Source organism: Sphaerisporangium perillae, assembly GCF_023276435.1.
Classification (GTDB): Bacteria; Actinomycetota; Actinomycetes; order Streptosporangiales; family Streptosporangiaceae; genus Sphaerisporangium; species Sphaerisporangium perillae.
In genome coordinates, this window is the sequence record NZ_JALLPO010000038.1 from 31,749 (window position 1) to 49,154 (window position 17,406).

The window sequence follows — 17,406 nt, forward strand, 5'->3', positions numbered from 1 at the left end:
CGAGGACCCGCCCACTCCGGGGACCTGGCGCCGTCTGCGGGCCCGTGCGAGCGCCATGCCCAGGGCACGTATCGTGGCGGGCCGGGTAGCTGGTAGAACGGGAGAAGATCCGGTCGCACCGGCTCTCGGAGGTGGACCTTGCGGCAGCTCAGCGCGCTCGACGCGCAGTTCCTCAACTTCGAGACCGACACCAACGTCGCCAACGTCGCGGGCCTGTCCATCCTGGAAGGCGAGATCAGCCGGGACGAGCTGGTGAGCCTGGTCCGGCAGCGCTCCGCGATGGTCGCGCCGCTGCGGCAGCGGATGCTGCCGGTGCCGTTCGGACTCGACCACCCGTACTGGGTGCAGGACGAGGCGTTCGACCTGGACTACCACGTGCGCGAGCTGGCACTCCCCGCGCCGGGAAGCGACCGGCAGCTCGCCGCCCAGGTGGCCAGGCTGCACGCGCGCCGGCTCGACAGGCGCCACCCGCTGTGGGAGATGTACCTCATCCACGGGCTGGCGGGCGACCGCACCGCCCTGTACACCAAACTGCACCACGCGGCCATCGACGGCCTCGGCGGCGCGGACGTGCTGGCCGCGTTCATGGATCTCGAGCCCAACCCGAAGCCCCAGGCCCGCGAGCCCGACGTGGAGCCCGACTTCGCGCCCGAGACGGCCGAGATGCTGGTCAGGACGGCCGCGCGGCTGGCCGCCAACCCGGCGCACCTGGTCAGGTTCCTCGCCGCGGCGGTGCCCTACCTCGACCAGATCCCGTTCGTCTCCGGCCTGCCCGGCGCGGGCACCGTCTCGCGGGCCGCCCGCGGGCTCGTCCGGCGCCTGGGGCTCGGGGACGGGCAGGAGGTGCCCGGCCTGCCGAAGCTCGCCGCGCCGCGCACGCCCTTCAACGGCCCGGTGTCCGCGCACCGGCGGTTCGCCTTCGTGGAGCTGCCGCTCGACGAGGTCAAACAGGTGAAGAACGCCTTCGGCGTCACCGTCAACGACGTGGTCATGACGCTGGGCGCCTCGGCGGTCCGGCGCTGGCTGATCGACCACGACGCGCTGCCCGAGGAGCCGCTCGTGGCCGGCGTGCCGTTCTCGCTGCGCGGCGTCGACGACACCGAGCACGGCAACCAGGTCACCCTGATGATCACCTCGCTGGACACGCAGATCCCCGGCCCGCGCGAGCGGCTATGGGCCGTGCACGAGGCCATGCAGCGGATCAAGGACCGGTTCAACCTGGCGCCGGCACGCTGGCTGCGCCACCTGAGCGAGGGCATGCCCGCCGCGCTGACCGGCCTCGCCGACCGGGCGGCCTTCGGCCTGGTCGCCCAGACCGCGCCGCCGATCAACCTGCTCATCTCCAACATCCCCGGCCCGCAGATCCCGCTGTACGTCTGCGGCCGCCGGCTGCTCGCGCAGTACCCCGTGTCCGTCATCACCGACGCGAGCGGCGGCCTCAACATCACCGCCTTCTCCTACAACGGCCAGATCTCCGTGGGCATCGTGGCCTGCCGTACGATGGTGCCCGACGTCTGGAACCTGGCCGGCTACCTGCAAGACGCTCTCGAGGAGCTGAAGTCGCTCATCTGACCACCGGTGGAGCCGCCCGTCCGGGCGTGCCCGGGTGATCAGGCGCACGCCGGTGCGGCCGGTGGTGCGCAGTCGTGGATGCGGCGGCCGGAGATGTGCTCGGGGTACATGACGATGAACTGCTCCCTGCCGTCGGGCACCCATGGCATCAGCGGGAGGCGGGACAGCCGGTCGATCTCCGCGAGGTCCTGTACGGCGCGGGCGTGGCCGACCATCGTGACCGACCACCCCGAGCGCATCCCGGCGTCGAACTCGTCGCCCTCGAAGGCGACGACCGCGTTCGTCGCGGCCGAGGCGAGCCGGGAGCCGGCGGCGGTCCTGATCACGATCGACTCGCCGTCCAGGACGAAGTTGACCGGCTGGACCGCCGGCAGCGCCCGGTCGGTGAACACGATCCGGCCGACCGGGACCGAGGCGAGCAGCACGAGGCATTCCTCGCGCGACAGCACCTGCAGGCCGGCCGAATCCAGGGTCATGCGTCCAGGCTGCCCCGGCGCGGGCGGCGCCGATCAGGGCCGAAGGTCCCGTCCTTCCCGGCGATCAGCCCTATGACGTGGTCAGATCGTAGACCGTCGTGCCGCCGGCCGTGGTGGAGGTGAAGCGGGACTGGACCCATGCGACGATCTTCTGCGCCTGGTCGCTGCCGGTCCCGCCGCCCCGGCCTCCCATCATGCCGCCGCCGACGAAGTAGTGGATCTTTCCTTCGGCGACGTAGCGCTGGAACTGCTCCAGGGTGGGAGCGGGGTCGGTGCCGTTGAAGCCGCCGACGGCCATCACGGGCAGCCCCGTGGCCAGCTGGTATCCGGCGGCGCTGTTGGACCCGACGGCGGCGGCCACCCAGGTGTAGGAGGCGGCGTCCCTCGTCAGCAGGGCGGTGAGCTCGGCGCTCGGGGTGCTGCCGAACAGCAGGCTCATCCCCCCGCCGGGCCCGTTCCCCCGCTGCCCCCCGCCGAACGGCCCGTTCCCCGTCTGCCCCTGGCCGGCGCCGCCGTTCCCGTTCCCGCCCTGTCCCTGGCCGATGCCGGCGGGCGGGTTGCCGGGCCGCGCCTGGCCGGGGACACCGGCGGGTCGTTGCCGTCCGCCGCCGCGCATTCCGCCCGGACCCCCGCCGCCCGGGCCGAAGCCGCCGCCGGGACCGGCCGAGGGGATCGCGCCGCTGTGCGGGGTGCTCGCGGTCTGCGCCGCGTACGCGGCGGGCCCGGCGATCGAGGCGGCGACGGCGAGCGCCAGGACCAGCGTGACGGCGGGGCCCACGCGCCCCCGGATGCCGAGCAGGGCCGCCGCCGCGACCAGCCCGCCGATGAGCACGGCGTACCGGAGGGCCGGATACCAGTCCGGGACGCGGGCCAGCAGGACGTACGACCAGCACGCGGTCACGGCCACCGCCGCCGTGAGCATCCGCGGGGCGGCCGGCAGGCGACGGTTCCGCCACAGCAGCGCGGCGCCCATGCCGGTGAGGGCGGCCACGGCCGGGGCGAGCGCCACGGTGTAGTACGGGTGGATGATGCCCCGGCTGAGGCTGAAGATCACGCCGGTCACCAGCAGCCAGCCGCCCCACAGGACGAACCCCGCGCGCACCGGGTCGGTGCGGGGAGCCCTGCGGCGCAGCCACACCCCGGCGGCGAGCATCAGCAGCGCGGCGGGCAGCAGCCAGGAGATCTGGGCGCCCATCTCGCTGTCGAGCAGCCGCCCCAACCCGGCCTCCTGGTCGAGGTTGCCCAGGCCGCCGGTCTCCTCGCCGGTGAGCCGGCCGAAACCGTTGTAGCCGAGGGCCAGTTCGAGCACGCTGTTGGTCTGCGACCCGCCGATGTACGGCCGGGAGCCCGCCGGGACCAGCGCCACGGCCGCCACCCACCATCCGGCGGCGACGACCATGGCCGCGCCGGCGGCGAGGAGCTGCCGGATCCGCCGGCCCACGGGGACCGGCGCGGTCGCCAGGTAGGTCAGCGCGAACCCCGGCACCACGACGAAGGCTTGGAGCATCTTGGCGAGGAACGCGGTGCCGACGCAGGACGCGGCGAATACGAGCCAGCCGGTGCGCCCGCGCTCCTGCGCCCGCACCATCCCGTAGGCGGCCAGCGTCAGCAGCAGCACCAGCAGCGCGTCGGGATTGTCGAACCGGAACATCAGCGCCGCCACCGGCGTCAGCGCGAGCACCGCCCCGGCCAGCAGCCCCGCCCCCGGGCCGAAGTGCCGCCGCACGGTCGCGTACAGGACGGCCACGGTGGCGACGCCCATCAGCGCCTGCGGCACCAGGATGCTCCAGGGGTTCAGGCCGAAGATCCGGGCCGACAGCTCCATCGGCCACAGCGCCGCGGGGGCCTTGTCCACGGTGATGAAGTTCGCCGCATCCGAGGAGCCGAAGAAGAAGGCCTTCCAGCTCACGGTGCCCGCCTGGACCGCCGCGGAGTAGAACGGGTTGGCCCAGCCGGAGGCCCCGAGGCCCCACAGATAGAGGACCGCCGTGCCGGCCAGCAGCGCGAGGAACGCGGGCCGGGTCCATCGCGCGTCGCCGGGCCTCCTCCTGATCAGCGCCTGCCACGTCGCCGTCGAACCTTGCGGAACGGCTTCGCTGAGGGTGGTGGTCACGTGGCCGTCCTTTGCCGGGTGTGCGGGGATCTGCACCGTCAAGCTAGGACGGGCCGGCTACGGCCGCCGTGAGGGGAACGTGAGAACTCTATGAATCAGTGGGTGTCCAGGGCGCTGCGCGGGGATGCCGGGAGCGCCATGCGGGCGGCGCCGACCAGGCCGGCGTCCCGGCCGAGCGCCGCGGGTGTGACCCGCAGCCGCCGGACGAACGCGAGGCCGGCCCGCTCGGCGACCGCGCGGCGCAGCGGCGCGAACAGCACCTCGCCCGCGGCGGCGACCCCGCCCCCGACGACGACCTGGTCGAGGTCGCAGATGGCGGCCACGGAGAGGATCGCTCCGGCGAGCGCCCCGGCCGCCCGTTCGAAGGCGGCGCGGGCGACCCGATCGCCCGCGGCGGCGGCCCCCGCGAGGTCGCGGGCATCGGCGCCGCGCCATCCCTGCTCGGTGGCCCAGCGGACCATCGAGGGGCCGCTCGCGATGGTCTCGACGCATCCGGTGGCGCCGCAGGGGCAGGGCGAGCCGCCGGGGTCCACCACGATGTGACCGATGTGCCCGGCGTTCCCGGTGGGCCCGATGTACGGGGCGCCGCCCAGGACGAGCCCGCCGCCGATGCCGGTGGAGACGACGATGCCCAGCATGGTCTCGGCCTCCCGCCCGGCGCCGCGCCAGTGCTCGCCCACGGCCGCCGCCACGGCGTCCCCGACGAGGTGGCAGCGGGCTCCGGGCACGGCGTCGGCCACGCGCGCGAGGATCGGGAACTGCCGCCAGGCGGGGATGTTAACCGGGCTGACCGTCCCCGCGAGGAGGTCGAGCGGCCCGGCGGAGGCCACGCCGACCGCCAGCGGCGGGGCGTCGCCGGCCACCTCCCGGAGCAGGCCGGTCAGGGCGTCGCTCACGATGCCCGGCCGGCCCGGCGGTGCGGCCGGGGTGGGGACCTCGCGGCGGCGCAGCACCGAGCCGTCCTTGCCGATCAGGGCGGCGGCCAGCTTGGTGCCACCGATGTCGGCGGCGAGCACGTGCGAAGACATGGGCTCCTCGTTGCACGGGGGAGGGAGATCGGGGCTCGCGACGCCGGGGGACCGGCGCCACGGGGTCGGGGCAACACGATGTCACAGCGCGTCACAGTGCCTGAGGTCGGGGGCGTCACGAGGTGAGCAGGGTGCCGAGACGGGGAGCGTAGGTGGCGTGGAAGACCAGCGACGCCGCGCCGATCGCGGCGGCGTCGGCGGCGATGGGGGAGGTCTCGACGTGCACCTGGTGCAGGCGGCGGGCCAGGGGACGGCTCGCCACGGCCTCGGCGATGACCTGGTGGTAGATGTGGCCGACCTTGTGCATGGCGGGCCCGCCGAGCACCAGCAGGTCGATGTCGAGCATGTTGACGATGCTCACGGCGGCGTCGGCGAGCCGGGCGGCGACCATGTCGATCACCTCGCGGGCGAGGGGATCGCCCTCGGCGGCGGCCGCGCAGATGGCGGCGTGGTCGGGACCTCCAGGGCCGCCGGCCGGGTCGGCGCCGGGGTCCTTCTCGGGACCGTTCCCCGGGCCGGCGGCGAGCATGCTCCCGGCGCCCTCGGCGAGGCGGGTGCGCACGGCCGCCTCGATGGCGCTCGGGCAGCAGATCGCCTCGACGCAGCCGCGGTTGCCGCAGTAGCAGTCGGGCCCGTCGGGCATCACGGTGATGTGGCCGAACTCGGCGGCGTTGAGCGATCTGCCGCGGTAGATCTGGTTGTCCAGGAACAGGCCGCCGCCGATGCCGGTGCCGAGGTACAGGTAGGCGAAGCTGGCCGTGGCGCGGGCGAGGCCGGCCCACCGCTCGCCGATGGCCGCCGCCGCGGCGTCGTTGTCGAAGGTCACCGGGAAGCCGGTGTGCTCCTCCAGCAGGCGCTTGATCGGCACCTGGTCCCATCCGCTGAGGCGCGGCGGGAAGTTCATGACGCCGTCGGCGTCGAGCGGGCCGGGGCAGGCCAGGCCGATGCCGAGGACCTTGTGGTCGGGCACGCCCGCATGCCTCAGCATGTCGCGGGCCGTGCGGGCCATCTGGCGGATGACCTCCTCGGGCGACAGGCCGGGGCGTACGTCAGTGTGGAGCACGGTGACCGGTTGCCCCGCGAGGTCGGCCAGGACGTAGGAGATCTCGCCGGGGTCGAAGTGGATGCCGACGGCGTATCCGGCGGCGGGGTCGACCCGCAGGATGGTACGGGGCTTGCCGCCGCTGGAGGGGAGCGATCCGTCCTCGACCACCAGCCCTTCCTCCAGGAGCTTGCGGACGATGACCGAGACGGTCTGGGCGGTGAGCCCGGCGTGCTTGGCGATCTGGACGCGGCTGATGCCGTCCGAGACCTGGATCGCCTCGAGGACGACGGCACGGTTGTAGCTGCCTACTTTCGGCAGGTTTGTGCCCATCCGCATGTATGACTCCCGGCGTCCTCGATGTCCTCAGGCAATATCGCATAGCCCGTTGACTTAGTAAATCAAAAAGACTTAAGTTCTCGTCACCGAAGGAAACACGGCCGAAACACGGTCGGCCGACCGCTCCGGTGCGGGGATCGGGGCCCGGCGCAGCGTCCCTGTGGTCGGCCGCACGGCCGGAGAAGGAGTCCGATGAGACGAGCGATGGTTGCCTCGATACTGGCGGTCGCGGTTGCGGCCGCAGCCGGCGCATGTGGTGGGGACAGCGCCGAAAAGGGTGCAAGCGGGGCCAAGGAGATCGAGGTCCTGTACAAGGTGGAGCCCACCTGGCCGCACCTGGAGAAGATGCTCAAGCAGGCCAAGACGCAGTACGAGGCCGCGCACAAGGGCGTCACCATCAAGCTGACCGCGGTGCAGGGCGGCAACGAGGTCTACTACACCAAGCTGGCCCTGCTGAACCGCTCCGCCGACTCGGCCCCCGACGTGTACCTCCACGACACCTTCCAGGTCAACGCCGACGTCGCCGCCGGCAAGCTGGCCCCGCTCGATGACTACCTGAAGACCTGGCCCGACTGGAGCTCGCAGTACTCCGAGGCGGTCCAGCAAGCCGCCAAGGGCCCCGACGGCAAGATCTACGGTGTCCCGATCAGCACCGACACCCGTGGTCTCTGGTACAACAAGGACGTCTTCGCCAAGGCCGGCATCCAGGTGCCCTGGGAGCCCAAGACGTGGGCCGACGTGCTGACCGCCGCCCGCGCCATCAAGCAGAAGGTCCCCGGCGTCCAGCCGTTCAACATGTACTCCACCAAACCGCTCGGCGAGGCCGCCACCATGCAGGGCTTCGAGATGCTCCTGTACGGCGCCTCCGGCGGCACCCTGTACGACGAGACGCAGAAGAAGTGGGTCGCCGGCGGCAAGGCCTTCACCGACTCGCTCGCCTTCATCAACACCATCTACCGCGAGGGCCTCGGACCCAAGCCGGCCGACGCGTTCGACCCCAAGCTCGGCGATAAGGTCGGCAACTGGTTCGCCGCCGGGAAGCTCGGCATCGGCCTCGACGGGGCGTGGGCCTCCGCCTCCTGGAAGCCTGGCACCGCCGTCAAGCCCTGGCCGGAGTGGACCGAGAAGATGGGCTGGACCAAGATGCCGACCCAGAACGGCGAGGCGCCGGGTGCGGTCAGCATGTCCGGCGGCTGGGTCATGGCGATGAGCTCCTACGCCAAGGACAAGAAGGACGCGTTCGACTTCATCACCATCGCCACCAACAAGGAGAACACGCTCCTCTACTCGCTCGGGAGCGGCGACCTCGCTCCCCGCAAGGACGTCGCGGCCGATCCCCAGTACACCGCCGGCAACCCGAGCGTGAAGTTCTGGACCGACCTGGCCTCGGTCACCCACTACCGCCCGGCCTACGAGGTGTACCCGAAGGTGTCGGCCGAAGTGCAGAAGGCCATGGAGGCGATGACCACCGGGTCCAAGGCCCCCGACGCCGCGGCCAAGGAGTACGCCGACGCGCTGCCCGGCGTCGTCGGCGGGCCGGACAAGGTGCTCGCCGGCTCATGACCTCCGCCACCGTGACGTCGCCGCGGCCGGCCGGTTCCCTCGACCGGAGGGAGCCGGACCGGCCGGTCGGCGGGGCCCTGCGCCGGCTGCTGCCGTTGTTCCCCGCGCTGGTCCTGCTGGTGGTCTTCATGGCCGGGCCCATCCTGTGGAGCGTCTACATCGCCTTCACCAACGAGACGCTGACCGGCGCGGCGTCGGTGAACTCGCGATTCGTGGGTCTGGGCAACTTCGTCAAGATGTTCGGCGACGAGGACTTCCGCAACTCTTTCCTGCTCACGTTCATCTTCGTGATCGGCTCGGCGGTCATCGGGCAGAACACGCTCGGCCTGGTCATCGCGCTGCTCCAGCGCGGGCGCGCCCGGGCGGTCCGGAGCGTGGTGAACGGCGTCGTCATCGCGGCATGGGTGGTGCCCGAGGTGGTCGCGGCGGCGTGCTGGTACTCGTTCCTGGCCGAGGAGGGCACGCTGAACGAGGTGCTCGCGGGCCTTGGATTCTCGCAGGACTGGCTGTACTCCGCGCCGATGATCGCCATCATCCTCGCCAACGTCTGGCGCGGCACCGCGTTCTCGATGCTCGTCTACTCGGCGGCGCTCTCCGACGTCCCCGCCGACCTGCTGGAGGCGGCGTCGGTGGACGGCGCGAGCGGCTGGAGCCGGCTGGTGCACATCACCCTCCCGCTCATCCGCCGCTCGATCATGTCGAACCTCATGCTGATCACGCTCCAGACGCTGGCGAGCTTCGGCCTGATCTACGCCCTCACCGGTGGCGGGCCCGGCACGGCCAGCCAGACCACGCCGCTGTACATGTACGAGCAGGCGTTCCGCTACTTCGAGATCGGGTACGGCAGCGCGATGGCACTGGTGATGCTCGTCATCGGCGCCCTGTTCTCCATGGTCTACCTGCGCCTGATCAAGGCGGACGCGTGATGGCCCCGGTGTCCGTCCCCGCCCGCCCGCGAGCCCGGCAGGAGCGCCCATGACCCGCCTGGCAGCCCGCACGGCGGCGCTGGTGTCGCTCGCCGTGATCACCATCGCCTTCGTCGGCCCGTTCCTCTGGGTGCTGCTCGCCTCGCTCCAGCCGGACGCCAACCTCACGGCCAAGCCGACCTTCGAGTTCTCGCTGCGGAACTTCGGCGCCGTGCTGACCTGGGACATCATCTACCGGCCGGTCCTGAACTCGATCGTCATCTCCGGCGCCACCGCGCTGCTCACCGTGGTGGTCTCCGGTCTCGCGGCCTACCCGCTCTCCCGCTACAAGCTGCGCTTCAAGCGGCACTTCATGCTGACGCTGCTGTTCACCACCGGTCTCCCCGTGACGGCGATCATGGTTCCGGTCTACTCCATGTTCTTCCGGTTCAACCTGTACGGGTCGATTCCCGCCATGGTGCTGTTCCTGACGGCCAGTTCGCTGCCGTTCGCCATCTGGATGATGAAGAACTTCATGGACAGCGTGCCGGTCAGCCTGGAGGAGGCCGCCTGGGTCGACGGCGCCGGGTGGGTGCAGTCGCTGGCGCGGGTCGTCGGGCCGCTCATGGCGCCCGGCATCGCCGTCGTCGCGATCTTCGTGTTCGTCGGCCAGTGGGGGAACTTCTTCGTCCCCTTCGTCCTGCTGGACACGCCGGAGAAGCAGCCGGCGGCGGTCACCATCTACACCTTCTTCTCGCAGTACGGCCAGGTCGCCTACGGGGAGCTCGCCGCCTTCTCTGTCATCTACACGGCCCCGGCCGTGGTGCTCTATGTCGCCGTGAACAAATACCTCGCCGGTTCGTTCAGCTTCGCCGGATCAGTGAAGGGTTGACCCTTGCGTATCACCAGCGTCGAATCCACTGAGCTCTTCGTCGAGGCCGGGCAGGTCGTCCGCGTCCATGTCGAAGGGCCTCCGGGTGAGATCGAGGTCCGCGTCACCGGCCCCGGCGTGGCCGGCGTGACCCGCACGGGCGGGCGCCCGGCGGAGGTCGCAGTGTCCACGGACGCCGCCCCGGGCGCGCGCGTCCCCATCGAGGTGACGGTCTCCGGCGCGGACGGCCCCGGGGAAGCCGTGGCCGGCGAGCTGGTGGTGGCCGAGCCCGGCTGGACGGTGTGGATGGTGCCCCACTTCCACTACGACCCGGTCTGGTGGAACACCCAGGCCGCCTACACCACCACCTGGGACGCCGCCGGCGCGGTCGCCCAGGAGTTCCGCGGCGACCGGCAGAACGCCGGGTTCGACCTGATGCGCGAGCACCTGGAGACCGCGCGGCGCGATCCCGACTACAAGTTCGTGCTCGCCGAGGTCGACTACCTCAAGCCCTACTGGGACGCCCACCCCGAGGACCGCGACCACCTGCGCCGGCTGCTCGCCGAGGGCCGCGTCGAGCTGATGGGCGGCACCTACAACGAGCCCAACACCAACCTCACCTCGGCCGAGTCGACCATCCGCAACATCGTCTACGGGGTCGGCTTCCAGCGCGACATAGTGGGCGGCGACCCCGCCACGGCCTGGCAGCTCGACGTCTTCGGGCACGACCCGCAGTTCCCCGGGCTGATCGCCGAGGCCGGGCTCACCTCCAGCTCCTGGGCCCGCGGCCCGCACCACCAGTGGGGCCCGATGCTCACCGGGCGCGACCGCGAACGCGACGGCTGGGGCGACCCGTCCACCATGCAGTTCCCCGCCGAGTTCGAGTGGCTGTCGCCGTCCGGCAAGGGGGTGCTCACCCACTACATGCCCGCCCATTACAGCGCGGGATGGTGGCTGGACTCCTCCGCCGACCTCGCCACCGCCGAGGAGGCGGTGTACGCGCTGTTCCTCCAGCTCAAGAAGGTCGCGGCCACGCGCAACCTGCTGCTGCCCATGGGCACCGACTACTCGCCGCCGAACAAGTGGGTCACCGAGATCCACCGCGACTGGAACGCCCGCTACGTCTCGCCGAGGTTCGTCATCGGGCTGCCCAAGGAGTTCTTCGCGGCCGTGCGCTCCTCGCTCGCCGAGTCGCTCACCGAGGCCTCGCCGCAGACCCGTGACATGAACCCGGTCTACACCGGCAAGGACGTCTCCTTCATCGACACCAAGCAGGCCCAGCGGTCCGCCGAGTCGCTGGTCGCCGACGCCGAGAAGTTCGCCACCCTCGCCGCCGTCACCACCGGCGCCCGCTACCCGCACGCCGCCCTGGACAAGGCGTGGCGGCAGCTGGTCTACGGCGCGCACCACGACGCGATCACCGGCTCGGAGTCCGACCAGGTGTACCTCGATCTGCTCACCGGCTGGCGCGAGGCCCACGACGTCGGCCAGGGCGTGCTCGCCGCCTCGCTCGGCGAGCTGACCGCCCGCGTCGACACCCGGGGCGAGGGCACCGCCGTGGTCGTGTGGAACCCCTCGTCGTGGGCGCGCACCGACCTGGTCCGCGTGCGGCTCGAGCTGCCCGCGCCCGGCGCGTACGGCGTCCGCGTCAGCGACCCCGAGGCGGGCGAGCTGCCCGTGCTGCTGGAGAACCCCGAGCACCACGAGGACGGCGGGCTCGCCGCCGTCGACGTGGTCGTGCTCGCGCGGGACGTGCCGTCCCTGGGCTGCCGCACCCTGCGGGCCGAGCCGGTCGCCGAGGCGGCCCCGCTCGGCTGGACCGCCCGCGACGGGCACGCCATCTCCACCGCCGCCCACCTCGTCGAGGTCGACCCGGCCCGCGGCGGCTGCGTGTCCCGGTTCTACGACGTCGCCCGCGACCGCGAGCTGCTCCAGCCCGGCCGCGTCGGCAACGAGCTGGTCGTGTACGACGAGTACTCCGCGCACCCGGAGTTCCACGAGGGCCCCTGGCACCTGGTGCCCAAGGGCACCACCACCGGCTCGGCCGAGCGGCCCGCCACGTCGGTCACCACCGAGACGTGCGCCCTCGCCGAGCGCGTCACCGTCACCGGCCGCGTCGGCCCGGCCTCCTACACCCAGCAGATCACCCTGTGGCACGGCCTCGACCGCGTCGACTGCGTCACCCACCTCGACGAGTTCGAGGGGACCGACCAGCTCGTCCGGCTGCGCTGGCCCGCCCGCGTCCCCGGCGCCCTGCCGGTCAGCGAGGTCGGCGACGCCGTGGTCGGCCGGGGCTTCGGCCTGATCGACGTCGACTCCGGGGAGCACCCCTGGACGCTCGACAACCCCGCCGGCGCGTGGTTCGCGCTCTCCTCCACCGCGCGGGTCGCCCTGACCGCCGAGGACGGCACGCCGATCGGCGCCCGGGCCATCGGCATCGCCGAGATCATCGGAGGCGAGCCGCGCGAGCTGGCCGTGGCGCTCGTCCGCAAGGGCGTCACCGCCACCTGCTCCAGCGCCCCCGGCCCCCGGTACGGCGACCTCAGCGTCGACTCCAACCTGCCCGACGTCCGGGTCGCGCTCGGCACGCCCGAGGAGAACCCGTTCGTGGCCCAGGTGCTCGAGGCCGCCGACCCCGCGTACGCCGCGCTGCTGCGCGCGCGCCTGGCGGCCGGCGGCCGGGCCCGCGTCTGGGTCCCCGCCGCCGAGCCCCTGGAGAAGGTGTGGGTGCCGAGCGCCGACCTCACCGGGCCGCGCGCGCTCCCCGTGCTGATCGTCGCGGGGGAGGGCGCCACCGAGGAGCTCGCCGCCGACCTGGACGACGCCGTCATCGAAGTCACCCAGCCCGCCGAGCTGGCCGCCCTCACCGAGCCCGCGCTGGACGACTACACCGTCGGCGTGGTCAACCGGGGCATCCCGGGCTTCGCCGTCGACGCGAGCGGCGCGCTCCACCTGTCGCTGCTGCGCTCCTGCACCGGCTGGCCGTCCGGCGTGTGGATCGACCCGCCCCGGCGCACTGCCCCCGACGGGTCGAACTTCCAGCTGCAGCACTGGACGCACTCCTTCGAGTACTCCCTGGTCACCGGGGCCGGCGACTGGCGCGAGGCCCGGCTCGTGGACCACGGCCACGATGTCAACCACCCGCTGTCCGCCGTGGCGGCGCCCGCGCATGAGGGGCGGCTGGCCGCCACGACCTCCTTGCTGTCGGTCGAGCCCGCAGGCAAGGTCGTGCTCGCGGCGCTCAAGGCCACGGGCAACCCGCTCGCCACCGGCCGCGAGGCCGGGGAGGTCGACGGCATCACCCTGCGGCTGTACGAGGCGGCGGGCGAGCAGGTCACCGCCACCGTCCGCACCGCCCTGCCGCTCGGCGAGACCCGCCGCGCCGACCTGCTCGAACGGCCCCTCGCGCCGCTGTCGCCCGAGGCGATCGAGCTGACCGGCATGGAGATCGCCACCGTCACGGCGGCGGTCGCCTCCCCCTCGGAGGCCTCCGGGGCCGGGCTCGGGCCGGCGGGCGAGCCGTACCAGCCCGTCTACACCCGTTACTGGCTGAACAACACCGGGCCGGCCCCGGTGGGCAACATGCCCGTCGCCGTCCACCTCTCGCCGGCCGGCCTGCCCGTCTCCGGGGCCGTCGAGCTGCGGGTGTCCGTCGCCTCCGGGCTCACCGAAGGGGAGGCGGCCGGCGTGGTCACCCTGCTCGCCCCCGACGGGTGGACGTGCGAGCCGGCCGAGCGGCCGTACGCGCTGCCGCCCGGCGGGCACGCCTCCTTCCCGGTCAGGGTGACCCCCGCGGACGGCGCGGCCCCCGGCGAGTACTGGCTGCGGGCACGCCTGTCCCACGGCGGCCAGGCGTACGAGGACGTCGCCCGCCTGCACGTGGGCGACGGCGAGGAAGCCGGCCTCGACGTCGTGGTGGAGACCCCGCGTGTGCCGCTGGCCCCGGGCGACACCGCGGCCGCCTCGGGGGCGGTGGAGGTCCTGCTCCGCTCCCCGGCCCGCACGGAGGTGTCCGTCCAGGCGCAGCTCATCAGCCCCTGGCACACGTTCGAGCTGATCCCCGAATGGAACACCGGAGTGGTCGTCCCCGCCGAGGGCGAGGCCCGGCTCCGCTTCGACCTCCAGGCGCCCCCTGGCACCCGGCCGGGCCGCTGGTGGGCGGTGGTCAAGCTCGCCTGCGCCGGCCGGCTCCACTACACCGAGGCCATCGAGATCGAGGTGCGGGGATGAGGTCCATCGGCGCGACGCCGGCCGGGACGCGAGTGCGGCGGCGAGCACGGTGACCGGCCACCTCGCCCCGGTCGCCGCGGTCGCCGCGGAGGTGGGGGAACGGGTCATCCCGGTCTCCCTGGTCGACGCCCGCGAGGCGGAGCTGCGGGCGGGGCCGCTCTCGGCGCGGCTGCCGCACCCGCACGGCGCCGAAGGCCGCAACCTGCGCCGCTGGCTGGTCCAGGTGCTGGTGACCGAGGCCCTGGTCGAGGTGGAGGCCGCCGCCCTCGGGCTCGTCGCGCCCGCTGATGGAGCGCGTGCCGCCACCCCGCTGACGCTGTCCGCCGCGCTCCGCACCGGCGGTGTCGTCGCGGCGGTGACGGCGTCGATGCCGCTGGCCCGCACCCTGCGCGACACGGTCACGGCCGGGGTGCGGGTGCCGGAGGAGGAGGTCCGCGCGTACTACGAGCGCAACCTCGACCGCTTCACCGACCCGGAGGTGCGCCACGTCAGCCGGCTGCGCGGAGCGTCCGCCGCGCCGCTCGGGCCGGTGCGGCGCGGTGAGCTGCCCGGACCGCTGGAGACCGCCGTCTTCTCCGCCGGAGAGGGGGAGGTCGCCGGCCCCGTGGAAGGTCCCGGCGGGTCCTGGACGCTGCGGGTGGACCGCGTCGAGCCGGGCGGCCGCCGCCCGTACGAGACGGTCCGCGCGGCCATCGCGGCCGAGCTGACCTCGGTGGCCGTCGAGCAGGCCTTCGCCGGGTGGCTGGAACGCCGGTACGCCGAGAAGGTGCGCCTGCGCCACGGCTTCGAGCACCCGGCCGACCCGCACCACGCCGACGCCACCCACCGCCACTGACACCGCCACTGACACTGACACCGCCACGGACACCGCCGCCGCCCGGTAGGCCGGGCGGCGGGCGGGCCGTTCAGAGGGCCGGGTTCCGCAGCACGGTGGAGCGGAAGGACTCGCGGTCGTTGGAGTGCGGAAACGGCTCTTCAGGCACCGGCACGCCGAGGAAGGCGCAGAGCGGCTCCCAGCCCTGGTTCACCCGGAAGACGAGCAGGCGCTCCGCGGGCACGGTGCGCTGGACCTCTTCGTTGTGCTCGTCGAAACAGGCGATCACGTGGTCGCGGTCGTCGATGCGGCCCCGGAAGGACCGGCCGATCAGCCCCGCCTGACGGAACTCGGCGAGCTGCTCGGCGGCCTCGAACGTGCGGAACCGCGCGGCCGCCTCCGGGAATCTGCCGTTGATGGCCGCGAACACCGTGTTCCGCATCGACTCGTACCACTCGCCGGTGTCCCGCGTGGTGAGGATCACCTTGGCGTCCGGAAACGCCTGGACCATCTCCCGCCAGAACGCCACGCCGGGCCAGTCCGTGGTGGCCTGGTATCCGTCGAGTGGTCCGCGCCACGCGCCGGGTTCGCCGTTCGCCGCCGCGGCCCAGTGATGGAGGTGTTCGGGATGGGCGAACACCTCGGTGAAGTGATAGCACGGCCCGAAACCGAGCTTGCACAGCGCGGTCTTGAGCGTCATCGTCCCTGTCCGGCCGAGACCGGCACCGATCACCCGTAGCATGGCACCCCCCGATCACGACATCAGAGCGCGGCACCCCAGGCAAGCCGATCGCGCCGGTCATGGTGGGTTCTTGACGGAGACCCCCCCTCGTGACCAGTCTTTTCGCGATAGCTGAGGTGGAGCACGGTTTGGGGGAGCCGTACAGTTTCGGCATGGAGTGCACGAGGTTCGCTACGTCCGGCATGGTCTGCACCGTCGATCATCTGGCCTCGGCGACGGGGTTGGTCATGCTCGACCGGGGTGGCTCGGCGGCGGACGCGGTGATCGCCGCCAACGCGGTGCTGGCCGTCACCGCCCCGCACGCCTGCGGCCTGGGCGGCGACCTGTTCGCGCTCGTCCACGCGGGCACCGGCTCGCCGCGGGCGTTGAACGCCTCGGGGCGGTCGGGGTCCGGCGCCGACCCACACCGGCTGCGCGCCGAGGGACGCGGGCGGATGCCGTTCCAGCGCGACATCCGGTCGGTGCCGGTGCCCGGCTGCGCGGACGGCTGGCTGGCCCTGCACGCCAGGTACGGGCGGCTGCCGCTCGACGAGCTTCTCGCCCCCGCCATCCGGTACGCGGACGAAGGGTTTCCCGCCTCGCCGATGCTCGCCCCGGCGGCCGGGGTGCTGCCCGGCGTCGGCGCCCCGGTGGAGCCGGGCACCCTGATCCGGCGGCCGGGCGTCGCCCGCGCGATGCGGGCGCTGGTCGGCGGCGGCCGTGAGGGCTTCTACCTGGGGGAGTTCGGCAGGGGCCTGCTCGCGCTCGGCCGTGACGGCACGGTGGGCGGCTCGGCGGAGGGCGAGTACGACGAGGCGGACCTGGCCCGCGTGAACGCCGACTGGGTGGAGCCGCTGCGCGCCCGCGCCTTCGGGCACGACCTGTGGACGATCCCGCCGAACTCCCAGGGCTACCTGGTGCTGCTGGCGGCGGCCATCGCCGACGGGCTCGACCTGCCGCGCGATCCCGCGGACCCGCTGTGGGCTCACCTGCTCGCCGAGGCCGCGAGGGCCGCCGGGCACGACCGTCCCGACGTGCTGTTCGAGGGGGCTTCGGTGGACGGCGTGCTCGCCTCCGCGGCGGAGCGCCGGGCGGCGATCGACCCGTCGCGCAGGGCCAGGCTCCGCGATCTGGTCGCGCCGGGCGACACCACCTACCTGTGCGCGGTGGACGCCGACGGGATGGGCGTGTCGCTCATCCAGTCGAACGCGGCGGGGTTCGGCAGCATGCTGTTCGAGCCGGCGACCGGGATCAACCTGCACAACCGGGGCATCGGCTTCTCGCTGGAGCCCGGCCACCCGGCGGAGTACGGGCCGGGACGCCGCCCGCCGCACACCCTCGCCCCGGCCCTGGTCACCCGGCCGGACGGGTCGCTGCGCACGGTGCTCGGAACGATGGGAGGGGACTCCCAGCCGCAGATCGTGCTGCAGGTGCTCGCCCGGCTGCTGGTGGCGGGGGAGTCGCCGGGGCAGGCCATCGCCGCGCCTCGCTGGCGGCTCGGCCCCGGGCTCACCGGCTTCGACGCCTGGAGCGACCCGGACGAGGCCTCCGTGGACCTCGAGGAGGGCGCCCCCTGGGCCGAAGGGCTGCGCGAGCGCGGGCACGACGTGAAGGGGTTGCCGTACGGGGGATCCTTCGGGCACGCCCACCTGATCGACGTGCGGCCGGACGGCGTGCTCGCCGGCGCCGCCGACCCCCGCGCCCTCATCTCCAGCGCCGCGGGCCGCTGAGG

Annotated in this window: 12 protein-coding genes; 7 read left to right on the top strand and 5 right to left on the bottom strand. The window is 73.2% G+C overall.

Annotated features, from left to right (window positions below; all coding sequences use genetic code 11):
- Positions 1-138 precede the first annotated feature (138 nt).
- Positions 139-1,572, top strand: coding sequence for a WS/DGAT/MGAT family O-acyltransferase (locus MYF83_RS31530; RefSeq protein WP_248964395.1), 1,434 nt, complete (start codon positions 139-141; stop codon positions 1,570-1,572).
- Between the two features lie 38 nt (positions 1,573-1,610).
- Here MYF83_RS31530 and MYF83_RS31535 read toward each other — a convergent pair whose 3' ends face one another.
- From MYF83_RS31535 to MYF83_RS31550, 4 genes are all read right to left on the bottom strand, one after another.
- Positions 1,611-2,048 carry a pyridoxamine 5'-phosphate oxidase family protein gene (locus tag MYF83_RS31535; RefSeq protein ID WP_248964396.1) on the bottom strand — a complete coding sequence of 146 codons (438 nt, stop codon included), beginning with the start codon at positions 2,046-2,048 and terminating at the stop codon, positions 1,611-1,613.
- A 70-nt stretch (positions 2,049-2,118) separates the two neighbouring features.
- Positions 2,119-4,161 (bottom strand): ArnT family glycosyltransferase, encoded by a 2,043-nt coding sequence (locus tag MYF83_RS31540; protein WP_248964397.1) that lies wholly within the window; start codon positions 4,159-4,161, stop codon positions 2,119-2,121.
- Positions 4,162-4,256: 95 nt separating this feature from the next.
- A complete protein-coding gene (locus MYF83_RS31545) occupies positions 4,257-5,189 on the bottom strand; it encodes an ROK family protein (protein WP_248964398.1) in 933 nt (310 codons plus the stop codon).
- A 115-nt stretch (positions 5,190-5,304) separates the two neighbouring features.
- Complete coding sequence (locus MYF83_RS31550) at positions 5,305-6,570, bottom strand: ROK family transcriptional regulator (protein WP_248964399.1); 1,266 nt, start codon at positions 6,568-6,570, stop codon at positions 5,305-5,307.
- Between the two features lie 192 nt (positions 6,571-6,762).
- Between MYF83_RS31550 and MYF83_RS31555 the strand changes: the two genes are divergently transcribed.
- From MYF83_RS31555 to MYF83_RS43990, 5 genes are read left to right on the top strand one after another with little or no spacing between them, the layout of a single operon-like run.
- Positions 6,763-8,133, top strand: coding sequence for an extracellular solute-binding protein (locus MYF83_RS31555; protein WP_248964400.1), 1,371 nt, complete (start codon positions 6,763-6,765; stop codon positions 8,131-8,133).
- Positions 8,130-9,059 carry a carbohydrate ABC transporter permease gene (locus MYF83_RS31560; protein WP_248964401.1) on the top strand — a complete coding sequence of 310 codons (930 nt, stop codon included), beginning with the start codon at positions 8,130-8,132 and terminating at the stop codon, positions 9,057-9,059. Before MYF83_RS31555 ends, MYF83_RS31560 begins: the two co-directional genes overlap by 4 nt.
- A gap of 49 nt (positions 9,060-9,108) precedes the next feature.
- Positions 9,109-9,930, top strand: a complete 822-nt coding sequence (locus MYF83_RS31565) for a carbohydrate ABC transporter permease (RefSeq protein ID WP_248964402.1) — start codon at positions 9,109-9,111, stop codon at positions 9,928-9,930.
- Between the two features lie 3 nt (positions 9,931-9,933).
- Positions 9,934-14,139, top strand: a complete 4,206-nt coding sequence (locus MYF83_RS31570) for a glycoside hydrolase family 38 N-terminal domain-containing protein (protein ID WP_248964403.1) — start codon at positions 9,934-9,936, stop codon at positions 14,137-14,139.
- Between the two features lie 49 nt (positions 14,140-14,188).
- The gene (locus MYF83_RS43990; protein ID WP_248964404.1) at positions 14,189-14,974 is read left to right on the top strand and encodes a peptidylprolyl isomerase; all 786 of its coding nucleotides are present in this window, start codon (positions 14,189-14,191) and stop codon (positions 14,972-14,974) included.
- Positions 14,975-15,044: 70 nt separating this feature from the next.
- On the opposite strand, the gene MYF83_RS31580 is transcribed toward MYF83_RS43990, so the two are convergent.
- Positions 15,045-15,695 carry a sulfotransferase family protein gene (locus MYF83_RS31580; protein WP_279340329.1) on the bottom strand — a complete coding sequence of 217 codons (651 nt, stop codon included), beginning with the start codon at positions 15,693-15,695 and terminating at the stop codon, positions 15,045-15,047.
- Positions 15,696-15,784: 89 nt separating this feature from the next.
- Here MYF83_RS31580 and MYF83_RS31585 point away from each other — a divergent pair, with 89 nt between their 5' ends.
- The gene (locus MYF83_RS31585; protein WP_248964406.1) at positions 15,785-17,404 is read left to right on the top strand and encodes a gamma-glutamyltransferase family protein; all 1,620 of its coding nucleotides are present in this window, start codon (positions 15,785-15,787) and stop codon (positions 17,402-17,404) included.
- The last annotated feature ends 2 nt before the right edge of the window (positions 17,405-17,406 follow it).

Coding starts and splice junctions, on each gene's coding strand:
- MYF83_RS31535 (WP_248964396.1), bottom strand. CDS start 2,048: ATGACCCTGGATTCGGCCGGCCTGCAGGTGCTGTCGCGCGAGGAATGC.
- MYF83_RS31545 (WP_248964398.1), bottom strand. CDS start 5,189: ATGTCTTCGCACGTGCTCGCCGCCGACATCGGTGGCACCAAGCTGGCC.
- MYF83_RS31550 (WP_248964399.1), bottom strand. CDS start 6,570: ATGCGGATGGGCACAAACCTGCCGAAAGTAGGCAGCTACAACCGTGCC.
- MYF83_RS31555 (WP_248964400.1), top strand. CDS start 6,763: ATGAGACGAGCGATGGTTGCCTCGATACTGGCGGTCGCGGTTGCGGCC.
- MYF83_RS31560 (WP_248964401.1), top strand. CDS start 8,130: ATGACCTCCGCCACCGTGACGTCGCCGCGGCCGGCCGGTTCCCTCGAC.
- MYF83_RS31565 (WP_248964402.1), top strand. CDS start 9,109: ATGACCCGCCTGGCAGCCCGCACGGCGGCGCTGGTGTCGCTCGCCGTG.
- MYF83_RS31580 (WP_279340329.1), bottom strand. CDS start 15,695: ATGCTACGGGTGATCGGTGCCGGTCTCGGCCGGACAGGGACGATGACG.